The sequence below is a fragment of the Lentzea kentuckyensis genome, assembly GCF_002150765.1.
Classification (GTDB): domain Bacteria; phylum Actinomycetota; class Actinomycetes; order Mycobacteriales; family Pseudonocardiaceae; genus Lentzea; species Lentzea kentuckyensis.
Window position 1 is genome coordinate 83,972 of sequence record NZ_MUYM01000050.1, and the last position, 12,905, is coordinate 96,876.

The following is a 12,905-nucleotide window of genomic DNA, read 5'->3' on the forward strand; positions in this document are numbered from 1 at the left end:
TGAGGCCTACCCAGAGCTGAGGCCTACCCAGAGCTGAGGCCTACTTGGTCATCGGCTTGCCGTTCGCGGTGACGTTGGTGAACTTCAGGCCGTCGACGTTCTTGACGGTGTTGGTGGTGGAGCTGACGGTGAACTTGGAGTCCTTCAGCTCCAGCCCCTTCACGTGCTCCTGCGTCAGGCCGGAGACGTCGAGGACCTTCGAAGCCTTGGTGCTGCCGCAGTTCGAGATGAAGAACGGGCCGAACTTCGGCACGTTGCTGCCCGTCTGCGAGTTGTAGGTCGTGGTGACGTAGACGAACGCGCGCTCGAACGTGCCGGACACGCTGTCCAGGTTGATGTTCTGCGAGAAGCCGCCGCGCTTGGTGTTCGACTTGACGTACAGGGCGAACTTGGTGGCGTTGACGCAGTTCAGCTTGTAGCCGTAGACGTTGCGGATGCCGCCGGTCTGCTCGGAGCCGCACGTGATGGCGCCCCAGTTTCCGTTCATGCGGCAGTTGACGACGACGAGGTTCTGGCACGGCACGTTGATCCGCCGGCCGTCCTCGTCGCGGCCGGACTTGATCGCCACGTTGTCGTCGTGCGCGCCGAGGTCGCTGTTGGAGATCACGACGTGGTCGCACGACTCCGGGTCGCACGCGTCCGTGTTGTTGGCGGACGTCGTGGGGTCCGTGTGCACGTCGTCGACCGTGACGTTCTTGCAGAGCGTGGGGTGGATCTGCCAGAACTTGGGGTTTTTCAGCGTGACGCCCTGGATCAGCACGGTGTCACACGAGTAGGGCTCGATGAACGTCGAGCGCATGTTCTTGCCGGAGCCGGGAACGACGCGCTTCTCCGGCGGGGTTCCCTTGGCCACCAAGGACTCCAGGTACGAGCGGTCGCTGCCCTTGTTCCAGCTGCCGGTCGCGCCCGCGTCGAGTGTGCCCTTGCCGGTCAGCGCGATGTTGGTCTGTTTGTGGGCGTAGACCATGGGAGAGCGGTTCATGCACTCGATGCCCTCGTAGCGCGTGAGCACGGTGGGGAACTTCGAGGCATCGCTGGAGAACTTGAGCAGCACGCCGTCCTCGAGGTGGAAGTCGACGTTGCTCAGCAGGTGGATCGCGCCCGTGACGTAGGTGCCCCTGGGGACGATCACGTGGCCGCCGCCGGCCGCGTTGCAGGCGGCGATGGCCTTCTTGAACGCTTCGGTGTTGTCGGTCTTGTTGTCGCCCTTGGCGCCGTACGCGGTCGCGTCGAAGTTCTTGTCGGGGAACGACGGGAGCTTCGTGTTCCGCACGATCTCGTTGGCGGCCGGCCAGGGCAGTTCGGGCACCGCGGCCGAACGACTCGAAGCCGCGAGTGCGGTCCTGGTCAGCGCCGGGGTGGCGATCACGGCCACGACGGTGGACTTCATCAGCAGCCGACGGTTGATCCTGCCGTCCATTTCGACGTCCTCTTCCACAGTGAAGGCAACGTTGGGCGGCGGCGTTACAGAAAGACTGTAAACGTTTGCGGTCCGTTAGTCGAGGAGCCGGAAGGCGGCCAGTGCGAGCTTGACCCTGGCCAGGTCGGAGATGTCGAGGCTGATCTGTTCCAGGCGGCGGGAGACGCTGCTGTGGTGCAGGTGCAGCAGGTCGGCGGCTTTGCGGAGGGAGCCGGTGGCGCAGTAGGCGTCCAGGGTTTCGAGGTCTTCCGGGGACAACTCGGCCACCGCGGCCACGTCGGCGTTGGCGCGCAGGTTTTCGGTGGAGACCTGGGCGAGCAGGGCGAGCGCTCCCAGGTCGGGGTGGTGGACGACGGGTGTTCGGGAGGTGGTGAAGCGCAGCGCTGTCCGGGCTTCGGTCCACGCTCGGGCGGGGTGCGGGTCGGCGCCGACGCCGGCGCGAGTTCCGGCGGGGAAGTCGCCCAGTTTCGTGGCCAGCAGGACACCCGAACCATCGACCGGAGCCGCCTTGACCAGGTGTGCGGGGCAGACCAGCGCCGCGATCCGGTCCAGCGGCTGGTCGGCGCGCACCGCGGCGACGTGGATCCGCTGGTCCGGCGCGAAACCCAGCAGGCGCAACGCCCGTGCGCGTCCGGCCTCGTCGCCGTCGGCGCTGATCACCAGCTCGACCAGCGCGGGATCGGCCATCGTGGTGCGCGCCGGGCCGTAGCGTTCGACCACGGCGGCGACGGCGATGGCGAGGCGGTCGAGCAGCACTTCGTCGAGAGGACCGGCTTCCGCGCGTTCCAGCCAGACCTCGCCGATCTCCTCGTCGTCGAGCGTGATCGCACTCCGCGAGGACATCGGGCTGGTGGCGGCGGCTTCGGTGCCGGCCGGCGACATGCGGATCACCTTGCCGGTGCCGTGCAACCGGATCCCGGCGACGCACTCGGCCAGGCCCGCCGAGGCCCGCGCCAGGGCGGGGAGGTCGACCCGGCGGCGCATCAGCGTGTCGTAGAAGATCACGACCCTGATCGCGCCCTCGACGTGCGAGTCGAGGTTCGACAGTCGCGTCGCCAAGGCCTCCATGTGGACGACGATAGCGACGAACGTCGCGCGACCGGGGCGGATTGCGCGACGCACGTCGGCTGAAGAGCGGTGAGGAGATCGTGAGGATGGAACGCATGGATCCCGAGTTGGAAGCGTTCATCCCGTTCTTCCCGAAAGCCGAGCTCACCGACGTGGCGAAGGAACGGGAGTTCCTCGCCAAGCTCGCCGCCGGCATCCCCGCCGAGACGGACGGCATGGAGGTCGAGGACCTGCTGGTGCCCGGCGACCCCGACGTGCCCGTGCGGATCTATCGGCCGTATGAGGCGCACGGCACCGTCATCTGGATGCACGGCGGTGGGTGGTGCATCGGTGACGTGGAGACCGAACACCCGTGGGCGTCCCGTGTGGCCGCACGGTCGGGTGCTGTCGTGATCTCCGTGGGCTACCGGTTGGCGCCGGAGCACCCGTTCCCGGCCGCGCTGGACGACGCCTGGACGGTGTTGCGGTGGGCGTACGAGAGCGCGGACTCCATCGCGGTCGCCGGGCACAGCGCGGGCGGTGGGCTGGCGGCGGCGCTGGCGTTGAGGTCGCGGGACGAACAGGGCCCGCCGATCCGGTTCCAGCTGTTGCACCAGCCGGGGCTCGACGATCGGCTGACGACCTGGTCGGCCCGGCACTTCACCGAAACGCCCTGGTACAACCGCGCCAAGGCCGGTCAGGCGTGGGCGCACTACCTGGGTGGGCAGCCCGCCACGCCGTACGCGGCCCCGGCGCGCGCCGAGGACCTGTCCGACCTGCCGCCCGCGTACATCGCCAGCGCCGAGTTCTGCCCGAACCGCGACGAGAACATCGCCTACGCGTTGCGGCTCATGCAGTCGGACGTGCAGGTCGAGTTGCACCAGTGGCCTGGGACGTTCCACGGCTCGCAGGCGCTGTTGTCCGCCGACGTGTCGCAACGCCAGTTCGCCGAAATCGGTGACGTGCTGCGCCGGGCGCTGGCATGAGGGCCGCGCTGGAGGCGATCCACCAGGCCGGAGTTCCCGGCGTGTGGGCGGAAGTGCGGGACAACGGTCACGTGTGGCGTGGCGCCGCCGGTGATGCGACGCCGGACATGCGGCACCGCGTCGGCAGCGTCACCAAGACGTTCACCGCCGCCGCGATCATGCTGCTGGTGGAGCGCGGCAGGATCGAGCTGGACACGCCGGTCCACGGCGCCAGCACGGTCCGGGAGCTGCTGAGCATGACCAGCGGGCTGGCCGACTACCGGTTCCTCGCGTTCCCGTCGCTGCTGGAGGGTTCGCCGAAGAGCCTGGAGGACAACCAGTTCCGGCACTTCTACCCGCGCGAGCTGATCAAACTGGGCGTCGACGCGCCCGCCGTGCCGCCCGGCACCTACTCCAACACCGGCTATCTGCTGCTCGGCCGGCTCATCGAGAGCGTCACCGGCATGACCGCCGAGCGGTGGATCACGCGGAACGTCATCGAACGCGCGGGCTTGCGCAACACGATGTTCCCGACGGGGACGCGGATCGAGGGGCCGCACCCGCCGATGTACGAGGCGTTGTTCGGGTTGCTCGATCCGCCGCGCGACTACAGCGTCTACGACATGTCGTGGGTCGGCGTGTCGGCCTCGCTGATCTCGACCGTGGAGGACCTCAACCTGTTCTTCGCCGCCCTGCTCGACGGCCGGATCGTGTCGCGGGAGTCGTTGGCGTTGATGCAGAAGACGGGTCCGGTGGTCGCGTTCGACGGCTCGACGGTGCAGTACGGCCTCGGCCTGCACGAGCACAGCGGCTTCTGGGGACACGACGGGTCGGCGTGGGGCGCGGGCACGTGGTCGTTCCACAGCGCGGACGGCGAGCGACAGGTGTCGCTCGCCGTCAACCTTCAGCGCTGGAACAACAAAGCGATCGATGAGGCGTTGGTGGCGTTTCAGCGGAAGGCGTTGCGCGTGTAGGTCAGGCTGAAGCTGCCCTTGTTGGAGAAGTACTTGTCGACCACCAACGCCGGGTCGGTGGCCAGGTAACCGCGGTAGATCGCGCCGTCGTCGTGGTCGTCCCAGCCCCACGGCGCGTTGGCGGCGTTGTCCTTGCCGTCGCCACCGGGGAAGTTGTTGCCGTCCCACCGGTACAGGCCGTGCCCCTTGGCCTTCTGCCGGGTGGCGGGGCGGCCGTTGACCAGCAGCAACGTGCCGTCGATGGTCTCCGCGCCGTTGCGGTACGGCGATCCGGCGGGCACGTACGAGTAGAAGTCGCTGTGCGCCACGGTGACCGCGGCTTCGAGTGTGCCGAACCCGCTGTCCCTGCGGACGGTCAGCAGCGCGCCTTCCAGGTCGTTCTCGTGAGTCCGCTTGCCGGACGGGTCGGGCTCGTCGTCCCAGTCACGCGGGTGGAAGAAGGAGTGGACGATGAACCAGTGCGTCGACGTCTCGACCACCGAGTAGTAGGCGGCGCCGGTGAGTTTCGCGAGCTGGGTCTGGTTCTCCCAGTTGTTCAGCCCGTTCCAGTCGCCGTCGAAGTCCACAGTGGACAGGTAGTCGGCGTCGTAGTCCGACGAGTCGGTGTCCTGGTAGTGCACCGGCGCCCAGTGGAACGCCAGGTCGTGGTCGGACACGGCGGCGTGGGCGGGTGCGGCGAGGATCGTGGTGAAGAGGGCGACGGCCAGCAGGGAGGCGCGGATCGTTTTCACAACGGCGGAGGCTAAGCGCCTGGCCAGAACTCCTGTCCGGAACATCTGTGCCAGCTGGTGCCGAGTGGCGTCCGCAAGGACTGCGGCCCGCCACCGGACAGGCCTGTTGGTAGTGGCAAAGTGCCTGTTGATGTTGAGTTGGTGGTACTTGCAGACGCCATCGGGGCCGGACGCACGTCCGGCGGGCGAGTAACGGACGCAACTTCCGGCAGCCTGCTTAGCTGTAAATGGTGACCGTGAGCCGTGGGTTCGAGCGAAAATCGGTCGGCTCGTAGGCAACGCGCGCGAGCGGCATCGAGCCCGCGGCGGCCGTCAGCGTCGTCTCGATCTCGTTGCGCTCGTCCTCGGTGAGGTACGGCCAGAACGAGCTGTGCCAGATCACCGTGTACGTGCCGCGCTCGTCCGGCGGCACGAGGTTCTCGCGCAGCCACCGCCCGGCCGGCGAGCGGTCGACCTTCACCCCGACCTTGGCGGCGAGCTCGATGGCGTCGTCGAGGTCCCACCGCAGCGCGTCGTGCTCGGGCGGGATGAACGAGTGCAGGATCATCGCGTGCTTGGCGTCGCCGGGGTCGCGCGGCTGCAGGTCGCACCCGGCCCGTCCGACGATCTCGAGCTTCGGCGGTGGCGGCCCGACGGCGGCCAGGCGCACGGGCGAGTCCTGGTCGCCCCACTCCCAGCCGAGGCCGAACCAGCGGTAGTGGTCCAGGATCAGGTTGAGGCCCGCGCACGCCCCGAGTTCGAGGAGCCGCACCTTGGGCGCCCCGATCATCGTCAGGCCCCTCAACAGGAACCCGGCGGTCGTGGGCTGGTGCTGCTGCACCGTGCGGTCGAGCGCCGCCAGGATCTCGCCCGGGTTCTCGACGATCGCCCTGCGCGCTGCCAGCCAGGCGAGCAGCGCCGTGGAGTCGGACTCGCCCGCCATCGCCGCGGCGTGCGCGCTGGCGAAGCGCTGGCTCAGTTCCGGCGCCTTTCCCGACAGCATCAGCAACCGCACCCCGGCGAGCGCCTGGATGCCGAACAACGGACTGTGCACGGCGCTGTGCGAACAGATCAGATCCGCCACCGGCCCGCCGCGGTCGAGTTCGCTCGCCAGTTCCGAGAGGATGCGCGCGGACACGGGCGCGCTGGTGCGCAACCGCACTGCGAACGTGCGCAGGGTGGAAGCGCCGATGCTGGCCGCGGTCACCTTCTCTCCCCTCTTCGGCAACGGACTTTACAAGGGCGGGAACGCACTTCTACCCAACTGAGACCGGGCGTGCCGCCAAAGACGGTGGGTATCGTGCGGCGGGTGAGCGAGTTCCTGGAACTGTCCGCGGCCGGCCCGGTCGCCACGTTGACGATCAACCGCCCGGCCAAGCGCAACGCGATGAGCTACGAGATGTGGTCGGCCCTGCCTGGGTTGATGGCGACTGTTTCCGCTGATGAGAGCATCCGTGTGCTGGTCATCCGGGGTGGGGAGCACTTCTCCGCGGGCGCCGACATCGCCGAGTTCTCCACGTTGCGGCGGGGCCCCGAGGGAGCCGCTCACTACGGCGAGGCCGTGCACAACGGGGAACGTGCGATCGCCCGGCTGGACAAGCCGACGATCGCCGCGATTTCCGGTTTCTGCGTCGGCGGTGGCTGCGAGATCGCCCTGGCCTGCGACATTCGGGTGGCGGCTGTCGACGCGCGATTCGGCATCACGCCCGCGAAACTCGGCATCGTTTACAACTTCACGTCCACCAAGGCGCTCGTGGACGCGGTCGGACCGGCGTGGGCGAAGCAGATCCTCTTCTCGGCCGATTTGCTCGACGCTGCGACGGCCCTGCGGATCGGGCTCGTGAACGAGGTCGTGGAGTCGTTGGACGCGCGGGTGAAGGAACTGTCCGAACAGATCGCCGGGCGGGCGCAGGTGTCGGTGCGCGGCGCCAAGAAGATCATCAACTCGATCACCGACGGCGGGCACGAGGACGACTTCGTGCGGGCGCTGTACGCGGAGGCCGCCTCCAGCGCCGACTACGCGGAAGGCGTGTCGGCGTTCCTGGAGAAGCGGCCCCCGCGGTTCTAGATGTACCTGGCCAACACGTTGGTGACGGTGTGTCGGCTTGATCATGGGTGAGGCCTCCGGGTGCGGTGGTGATTGCGAAGTCAGTCACCACAACCGGAGGCCTCGATGGGACACGCTAACGCCCGCCTGACCCCGCACGGACGCCTGGTCCTGGTTTCACGGGTGGCTGCCGGCAGACCGGTCGCCCACGTGGCCAAAGAGCTCGGAGTCTCCCGGCAGTGCGCGCACCGCTGGGTCCGTCGTTTCCGCGACGAGGGTCTGGCGGGCTTGGCTGATCGGTCCAGCAGGCCGCACCACATGCCGTCGCGGACCTCGGCCGAGACAGAACTGAAGATCGTAATGGCGCGCGGCGAGCTGCGCTGCGGCCCTGCTCGGATCAGCGCCTGCACCGGCGTCCCCGCTCGCACCGTGTCGAGGGTGCTGACCCGGCACGGCGTGCCGCGGCTGGCCGAGTGCGATCCGCTGACCGGGCAACGCATCCGCGCGACCCGGCACACCACCCGCCGCTACGAACACCCCGCACCCGGCGATCTGCTGCACCTGGACGTCAAGAAGATCGGCAAGATCCCGCCGGGAGGCGGCTGGCGCGCGCACGGCCGCGGCCTGCGTCCCGGCTCCCACCGAGGCCTGGGCTACGACTACGTCCACGCCGCCATCGATGACCACTCCCGGCTCGCCTACGCAGAGATCCTTGACGATGAACGCGGCACTACCTGTGCCGGGTTCCTGCTTCGCGCTGCCGCGTGGTTCGCCGAACAGGGCATCCCACGCGTTCACCGCGTCCTGACCGACAACGCCAAGAACTACCTGATCTCCCGCGACTTCGCCACCGCGGTCGCGGCGATCGGCGCCCGCCACAAGACCATCAAGCCGCATTGTCCTTGGCAGAATGGCAAAGTCGAGCGGTTCAACCGCACGCTGCAGACCGAGTGGGCCTATCACGAGATCTTCCTCGACAACACCACTCGATCCGCAGCGCTGGCGCCGTGGCTTGATCACTACAACACTGAACGCGGTCACTTCGCACTTGATGGTCAGCCACCCATCAGCCGCGTTCAGTCACCAACCTCATGACCAAGTACATCTAGAACACCTCCGCGGCGATCGTGGTGTCCGGGCCGTGGCCCGTGTGCACCACGGTCTCGCCGGGCAGCGTCAGCAGCTTCTCCCGGATGGACTTCTCGATCGTCGGCCGGTCCGAGAACGACCGCCCGGTAGCCCCAGGCCCGCCCTGGAACAACGTGTCCCCGGTGAACACCGCACCCAGCGACGGCACGTAGAAGCACACCGCGCCAGGCGAACGTCCTGGCGTGTGGAGCACCTCGATCCGTTCGCCGGCCACGGTCAGCACCTGGCCGTCTTCCAACGCCTGGTGGGGGATCACGCCGGTGTGCGTCAACGACCAGACGATGTGGTCGTCCTGGTGCAGAGCCAGCGGTGCACCGGTGGCATGAGCCAGATCCGGCGCTACCCGGACGTGGTCATCGTGTGCGTGGGTCAGGAGAATCGCCACGACGCGACGTCCGTCCACGACCTTCAGGATGGCGTCGACGTCGTGCGGCGCGTCGATGACGACGCACTCCGACGAGTCGCCGATGACCCACACGTTGTTGTCGACGTCGAAGGTCTCGCCGTCCAGCGAGAAGGTGCCGGACGTGATGGTGTGATCAACGCGCAGGGTCATCAGAAGACCACGACCGATCGCAGGACCTCGCCGTGGTGCATCTTCTCGAACGCTGCTTCCACGCCGTCCAGCGGGATCTCCTCGCTGACGAACGCGTCGAGGTCGAAGCGGCCCTGCTGGTACAGGTCGACGAGCATCGGGAAGTCGCGGCTGGGCAGGCAGTCGCCGTACCACGAGGACTTCAGCGAGCCGCCGCGCGAGAAGAAGTCGATCAGCGGCATGTCGAGTTGCATGTCCGGCGTCGGAACGCCCACCAGGACAACGGTTCCGGCCAGGTCGCGGGCGTAGAATGCCTGCTTCCACGTCTCGGGGCGGCCGACGGCGTCGATCACCACGTCCGCGCCGAACGAGTCGGTCAGTCGCTGGATTTCCACCACCACGTCGTCGACGTCGCGGACGTTGATGGTGTGGGTGGCGCCGAAACCCTTGGCCCACTCCAGTTTCCGCGGGTCGGTGTCGACGGCGATGATCTTCGCGGCACCAGCGAGGCGGGCGCCCGCGATGGCGCCGTCGCCGACACCGCCGCAGCCGATCACGGCCACCGAGTCGCCGCGGGTGACGCCGCCGGTGTTCATGGCGGCACCGACGCCGGCCATGACGCCGCAGCCCAGCAGGCCGACGGCGGCCGCGCGGGCGGACGGGTCGACCTTCGTGCACTGTCCTGAGTGGACCAACGTCTTCTCGGCGAACGCGCCGATGCCCAGCGCGGGGGAGAGCTTCGTGCCGTCGGTCAGCGTCATCGGCTGGGAGGCGTTGAAGGTCGAGAAGCAGTACCAGGGCTTGCCTCGACGACAAGCACGGCAGGTGCCGCAGACGGCGCGCCAGTTCAGCACGACGAAGTCGCCGGGTTCCAGGTCCGCGACGCCTTCACCGACGGACTCCACGACACCCGCGGCTTCGTGGCCCAGCAGGAACGGGAACTCGTCGTTGATGCCGCCCTCGCGGTAGTGCAGGTCGGTGTGGCAGACGCCGCACGCCTGCACCTTCACCACGGCCTCGCCCGGACCGGGATCTGGCACCAGCACCGAGGTCAGTTCGACGGGTTGACCTTTGCCCCGGGCGACGATGCCCTTGACCTCTTGCGCCACTGCGACTCCGTCCTCACTTGATCAGGGTCGTACCTTCGAACTCGCCGAGTTCTTCCCGGTAGAACTCAATCCCTACACCGTTGGGGTCGCGGATGTACAGGCTGTCCTCGACGCCGCGGTCGGGGCCCAGGTACTCGATCCCGGCCTCGTCCAGCTTGGACTTGATCTCGTCGAACCGCTCGGGCGAGGTGGACAGCGCCAGGTGCTGCACGGCGCCGATCGTCTCCATGAACGCCGGGTGGTCGTGACCCGGGAAGTCGAAGAACCCCAGGAGGTTCTTGCTGCCGAGGTCGAAGAAGAAGTGGCTGGAGCCGCGGTAGTCGCGGTTCTCCACCAGCTCGACCAGCGGGAAGCCCAGGAACTCCTGGTAGAAGCGGATCGTCTCCTCGACGTCCTTGCAGATCAACGCGATGTGGTGCACCCCGCGCGTGGGCGAGCCACCCCGTTCGTCGAGCGGCTTCACGAACTGGTCGCGCAGCTCATCTCGCTTGGCCCTGATGGCTTCGAGCTCGGCACCTTCTGGCTGTGGCATGCGAGCCAGAATAGTTGAGGCTTCAAGCGTTCGCTTGCCTATCCGACGATGCCCTCGAACTCCACGGCGGGCTCGTCCAGAAGCAGTGTGGCGTGCAGATGTGCCACGCTCGTCCCGGGGGCCAGTCGCGGGTCGGTCCGAGCAAGATCACCCGGCTGGCGGCCGTAGATCTTCAGCGACGTGATGTCGTGCAGCCCGAACCCGTCGTCGACGCCCCAGTTCGCGAGATTCGCCGCGCTCATCAGCTTCTCCGCGTCGTCCAGGGACGGCGCGGAGAAGTAGAGCCGCCCGTTCAGGTAGACGCCGCGCGCGCCGCTCGGCGAGATGATCGTGACCGGCTTGCCCGTGCGGCACGCCAGGAAGTGGAACGCGATGCCGCCGCCGCGCGAGCCGACCATCGTCGCCGCGGTCAGGCCGCTCCACGTCACCGGACGTCGCGCGAACGCCTCTGCCTGGCCCAGCAGGAAGTCGCGGTAGCGCTGCGGGGTGAGGTCCTGCAGGTAGTTCCACATGCGGAAGACGTGGAGATAACCGAGTTTTCCGGCGAGTTCGAGCGCTGCGCGGTACGCGAGCCGTGCGGCGTAGGTGTATTCGTCGCACGGCGGAATCCGGCCGGCGCAGAACAGGTATTCGCCGTCGTGCGCATAGGCGATCGCTTTGTGCTCGCCGGATTCCACGCTGCGTGAACTCGTCCAGACCTCAGCGAACCCGTCGCCCTCTTCCGCGAGAAAAACCGTCAGTTCCGGACACCCGGCTTTCAACACGGGGTTGAAGGACGTGCCGGTGAACCGCACGACACCCAGCCGCGATCGAGCCGGGTCGTCCGGAACGGCGGTGAGCGGCTCGAACGTCGAGGACAGCGCGCGAGCTCGCAGCTGACGAGTCATCGCCGGTCAGGTTAGGTCGCGGGACGGCCGGTGTGCACCTTCGCGTCTCGTTTCGCGGCGCTCAATCCTCTTCGTCGCCGGGCCATTCCCCGGTGAGCTTCTGAAAACCCTTGGCGCCGCCGCGGTCGATCGCGGCTTTCACCAGGCCGAAGATGGCTCCCTGCAACGCCGCGGCCAGCAGAATCTCCCGCCAGGTGCGGTTCCGCATCGTGGCGCTGGGCGCTTCTTGGTCACCCGCGACGAGTTTCCACACCTGGCCGAAGATCGCGGTTGCGAGGAACCCTCCCAGTGCGCCGAACAGCATTCCCAGTGGGCGGTACAGGAACTTCATCCATTCCTCCTGGAAAGTTTCCAGATAACGAGAAGCAGCGTGATCAGCACGGCCGCGATGGCCGCGGGGTGCCGGCGCGCCTTCTCGATCTGCACGGCCACGGGTTCGGGCAGCGCGTCGACCGCCTGGTTGGTCGCGGCGGTCATCCGCACGACCGTCTCGTGCGCCTGCTCCTTGACCCGTCCGGGCACGTCCACCTTGTGCGCCAACGCTTCCACGGTTTCACCGAGCTCGCGGCGGGTCTGCTCGACGTCGCGCTGCAGCTGGTCCTTGGGATCGGTCATCGGTGCGCACTCTCCTTGATCGTCGCGATGTCCTGCTGGACGTTGTCCATCGCCTGGCGGGGCACCGGGGGAGCCGCCTGCTTGACCTGGCCCTTGCCCACGAGCGCGAAGATGCCCGCGAACAGCAGAAGGGCGGCCGCGACGATCAATGCGGCCGCCCACGGCGGAACTACGAGTGCCAGCAGCAGGATCAGGCCCGCGACGACGCTGAGCCCGCCCCACCACGCGAACACGCCGGCCGCGCCGAACATCCCGGCGCCGACACCGGCGTGCTTGCCTTTGTCCTTCAGCTCCGCGACGGCGAGACGGATCTCATCGCGGGCGAGCCTGCTCACCTGCTCGGACAGCTGGTGGACCAGCTGTGCGGTCGACGTGTCGGTGTTCATGCACGTCAGGTACCCACAGCCGAGTTGGACCAATCAGCCCTGCTGAGCCTGTGCCTCCGCCACCTTCGCGTGAACCTCTTCCATGTTCACCTCGCGCGCCTGCTGGATCAGACCGTCCAGCGCGGGGCCGGGCAGCGCGCCCGGTTGCGAGAACAGCACGACGCCTTCGCGCACGATCATCAGCGTCGGGATCGACCGGATGCCGAACGTGGCCGCGAGCTCCTGCTGCGCCTCCGTGTCGACCTTGCCGAACACGATGTCCTCGTTCTTGTCCGAAGCGGCCTCGTAGGTGGGCCCGAACGCGCGGCACGGGCCACACCACTCGGCCCAGAAGTCGACCAGGACGATGCCGGAGCCGTCGGAGCCGCCGACCACCTCGTCGAAGTTCTCCTTGGTCAGCTCGACCGTCGCCATGTTGGTCCTCCTCGTTTGCTGGGGGCATCCCGTCCAACGAAGCAGGTGCCGACGGAATTCCCCGCGTGCCGCCGGTCACCCCGGAACTTCAACTTTTTGTGGACGTCTTCAACTC

16 protein-coding genes are annotated in these 12,905 nt (G+C 67.8%); 4 read left to right on the top strand and 12 right to left on the bottom strand.

Annotated features, from left to right (window positions below; genetic code table 11):
• Positions 1-40 precede the first annotated feature (40 nt).
• Positions 41-1,420, bottom strand: a complete 1,380-nt coding sequence (locus B0F77_RS23310) for a glycoside hydrolase family 28 protein (protein ID WP_086665087.1) — start codon at positions 1,418-1,420, stop codon at positions 41-43.
• Between the two features lie 75 nt (positions 1,421-1,495).
• The gene (locus B0F77_RS23315) at positions 1,496-2,488 is read right to left on the bottom strand and encodes a helix-turn-helix domain-containing protein (RefSeq protein ID WP_086665088.1); all 993 of its coding nucleotides are present in this window, start codon (positions 2,486-2,488) and stop codon (positions 1,496-1,498) included.
• Between the two features lie 95 nt (positions 2,489-2,583).
• Here B0F77_RS23315 and B0F77_RS23320 point away from each other — a divergent pair, with 95 nt between their 5' ends.
• Together B0F77_RS23320 and B0F77_RS23325 are read left to right on the top strand one after the other, a co-directional pair.
• Positions 2,584-3,453 carry an alpha/beta hydrolase gene (locus tag B0F77_RS23320; protein ID WP_086665151.1) on the top strand — a complete coding sequence of 290 codons (870 nt, stop codon included), beginning with the start codon at positions 2,584-2,586 and terminating at the stop codon, positions 3,451-3,453.
• A complete protein-coding gene (locus B0F77_RS23325; protein WP_086665089.1) occupies positions 3,450-4,406 on the top strand; it encodes a serine hydrolase domain-containing protein in 957 nt (318 codons plus the stop codon). The genes B0F77_RS23320 and B0F77_RS23325 overlap by 4 nt, the downstream gene beginning before the upstream one ends.
• Here B0F77_RS23325 and B0F77_RS23330 read toward each other — a convergent pair.
• Both B0F77_RS23330 and B0F77_RS23335 read right to left on the bottom strand, forming a co-directional pair.
• The gene (locus B0F77_RS23330; protein WP_086665090.1) at positions 4,382-5,137 is read right to left on the bottom strand and encodes a hypothetical protein; all 756 of its coding nucleotides are present in this window, start codon (positions 5,135-5,137) and stop codon (positions 4,382-4,384) included. The genes B0F77_RS23325 and B0F77_RS23330 overlap by 25 nt on opposite strands.
• A gap of 217 nt (positions 5,138-5,354) precedes the next feature.
• Positions 5,355-6,323: a DUF2332 family protein gene (locus B0F77_RS23335; RefSeq protein ID WP_158102798.1), complete on the bottom strand. Its 969-nt coding sequence runs from the start codon at positions 6,321-6,323 to the stop codon at positions 5,355-5,357.
• 102 nt (positions 6,324-6,425) lie between these two features.
• Here B0F77_RS23335 and B0F77_RS23340 point away from each other — a divergent pair, with 102 nt between their 5' ends.
• The gene (locus B0F77_RS23340; RefSeq protein WP_086665092.1) at positions 6,426-7,184 is read left to right on the top strand and encodes an enoyl-CoA hydratase/isomerase family protein; all 759 of its coding nucleotides are present in this window, start codon (positions 6,426-6,428) and stop codon (positions 7,182-7,184) included.
• Between the two features lie 105 nt (positions 7,185-7,289).
• A complete protein-coding gene (locus B0F77_RS23345) occupies positions 7,290-8,258 on the top strand; it encodes an IS481 family transposase (protein ID WP_086665093.1) in 969 nt (322 codons plus the stop codon).
• Positions 8,259-8,268: 10 nt separating this feature from the next.
• Here B0F77_RS23345 and B0F77_RS23350 read toward each other — a convergent pair whose 3' ends face one another.
• The 8 genes from B0F77_RS23350 to B0F77_RS23385 form a co-directional block, all read right to left on the bottom strand.
• Entirely contained in the window at positions 8,269-8,868 is a 600-nt protein-coding gene (locus B0F77_RS23350) for an MBL fold metallo-hydrolase (protein WP_086665094.1), read from the bottom strand.
• The gene (locus B0F77_RS23355; RefSeq protein WP_086665095.1) at positions 8,868-9,956 is read right to left on the bottom strand and encodes an S-(hydroxymethyl)mycothiol dehydrogenase; all 1,089 of its coding nucleotides are present in this window, start codon (positions 9,954-9,956) and stop codon (positions 8,868-8,870) included. Before B0F77_RS23355 ends, B0F77_RS23350 begins: the two co-directional genes overlap by 1 nt.
• 13 nt (positions 9,957-9,969) lie before the next feature.
• On the bottom strand, positions 9,970-10,488 hold the full coding sequence (locus B0F77_RS23360) for a VOC family protein (RefSeq protein WP_086665096.1): 519 nt from the start codon (positions 10,486-10,488) through the stop codon (positions 9,970-9,972).
• Between the two features lie 38 nt (positions 10,489-10,526).
• Positions 10,527-11,375 carry a chorismate transformation FkbO/Hyg5 family protein gene (locus B0F77_RS23365; protein ID WP_086665097.1) on the bottom strand — a complete coding sequence of 283 codons (849 nt, stop codon included), beginning with the start codon at positions 11,373-11,375 and terminating at the stop codon, positions 10,527-10,529.
• A gap of 61 nt (positions 11,376-11,436) precedes the next feature.
• Positions 11,437-11,706, bottom strand: a complete 270-nt coding sequence (locus B0F77_RS23370) for a DUF4235 domain-containing protein (RefSeq protein ID WP_086665098.1) — start codon at positions 11,704-11,706, stop codon at positions 11,437-11,439.
• On the bottom strand, positions 11,703-11,990 hold the full coding sequence (locus B0F77_RS23375; RefSeq protein ID WP_086665099.1) for a DUF3618 domain-containing protein: 288 nt from the start codon (positions 11,988-11,990) through the stop codon (positions 11,703-11,705). The genes B0F77_RS23370 and B0F77_RS23375 overlap by 4 nt, the downstream gene beginning before the upstream one ends.
• Positions 11,987-12,376 (bottom strand): phage holin family protein, encoded by a 390-nt coding sequence (locus B0F77_RS23380; protein ID WP_086665100.1) that lies wholly within the window; start codon positions 12,374-12,376, stop codon positions 11,987-11,989. Before B0F77_RS23380 ends, B0F77_RS23375 begins: the two co-directional genes overlap by 4 nt.
• A 33-nt stretch (positions 12,377-12,409) precedes the next feature.
• Positions 12,410-12,790, bottom strand: coding sequence for a thioredoxin family protein (locus B0F77_RS23385; protein ID WP_086665101.1), 381 nt, complete (start codon positions 12,788-12,790; stop codon positions 12,410-12,412).
• Positions 12,791-12,905 lie beyond the last annotated feature (115 nt).